This window comes from Clostridium caldaquaticum (assembly GCF_023806125.1).
Taxonomy (GTDB): domain Bacteria; phylum Bacillota; class Clostridia; order Clostridiales; family Clostridiaceae; genus Clostridium_AT; species Clostridium_AT caldaquaticum.
Genome location: NZ_JAMSKT010000039.1, coordinates 1 through 1570 on the forward strand (window position 1 = coordinate 1; position 1570 = coordinate 1570).

Genomic DNA, 1570 nt, shown 5'->3' on the forward strand with positions numbered 1-1570 from the left:
AGGTCAAGCTACGAAGAGCGCATGGTGAATGCCTTGGCACTAGGAGCCGAAGAAGGACGTGATAAGCTGCGATAAGCTTCGGGTAGGCGCAAATAGCCTGTGATCCGGAGATTTCCGAATGGGGCAACCCACACAGCTAAAGCTGTGTATCCTGTACTGAATCCATAGGTACAGGAAGGTAACCCAGGGAACTGAAACATCTAAGTACCTGGAGGAAGAGAAAGAAACATCGATTTCCTAAGTAGCGGCGAGCGAAAGGGAAAGAGCCCAAACCAATCCCTTACGGGATTGGGGTTGCGGACAGAACATAAAATTGAGATGTCACTAATCGAAGAAAGCTGGAAAGCTTCGCTATAAAGTGTAATAGCCACGTAGATGAAAGTGAATAATCAAAAGTTCTGATCCAGAGTACCACGAGACACGTGAAACCTTGTGGGAAGCAGGGAGGACCACCTCCCAAGGCTAAATACTACCTAGTGACCGATAGTGGAGCAGTACCGTGAGGGAAAGGTGAAAAGAACCCCGGGAGGGGAGTGAAATAGAACCTGAAACCGTGTGCTTACAAACAGTGGAAGGACGTTAATGTCTAACCGCGTGCTTTTTGTAGAACGAGCCAGCGAGTTACGATGTGCAGCAAGGTTAAGTACTTAAGGTATGGAGCCGAAGGGAAACCGAGTCTGAACAGGGCAATTAGTTGCATGTCGTAGACCCGAAACCGGGTGACCTATCCATGGACAGGTTGAAGCGGAAGTAAAATTCCGTGGAGGACCGAACCACGTTGGTGTTGAAAAACCATGGGATGAGCTGTGGATAGCGGAGAAATTCCAATCGAACTCGGAGATAGCTGGTTCTCCTCGAAATATCTTTAGGGATAGCGTCGGGTAAAATAAGTAGTGGAGGTAGAGCACTGAATGGGCTAGGGGCCTTTTAGGTTACCGAACCCTATCAAACTCCGAATGCCATATACTTGTACCCCGGCAGTCAGACTGCGAGTGATAAGATCCGTAGTCAAAAGGGAAACAGCCCAGACCATCAGCTAAGGTCCCAAAGTGTAAGTTAAGTGGAAAAGGATGTGGGATTTCTAAGACAACTAGGATGTTGGCTTAGAAGCAGCCACTCATTTAAAGAGTGCGTAATAGCTCACTAGTCGAGAGATCCTGCGCCGAAGATGTCCGGGGCTAAAACTTACCACCGAAGCTATGGGCTCGAAAGAGCGGTAGAGGAGCTTTCTGCATTGGCTGAAGTCATACCGTGAGGAGTGGTGGACGATGCAGAAGTGAGTATGCTGGCATAAGTAGCGAGAAATGAGTGAGAATCTCATTGGTCGAAAACCTAAGGTTTCCTGAGGAAGGCTCGTCCGCTCAGGGTTAGTCGGGACCTAAGCCGAGGCCGAAAGGCGTAGGTGATGGACAATCGGTTGATATTCCGATACCGGAAGTGGCGTTATCAGAGATGGGGTGACGCAGAAGGATAGGGTGTGCGCACTTTTGGATTAGTGCGTCTAAGCATTTAGGTTTCCAGATAGGCAAATCCGTCTGGAGTAACTGAGGTGTGATGGGGAGCGAAATTA

The 1570-nt window shown here is 48.8% G+C and carries 1 rRNA gene (cut by a window edge); it reads left to right on the top strand.

Features of this window, described 5'->3' with window-relative positions:
• The first annotated feature begins 1 nt into the window (after nucleotide 1).
• A 23S ribosomal RNA gene (locus tag M2651_RS14185) occupies nucleotides 2–1570 on the top strand (it continues 1434 nt past the right edge of the window).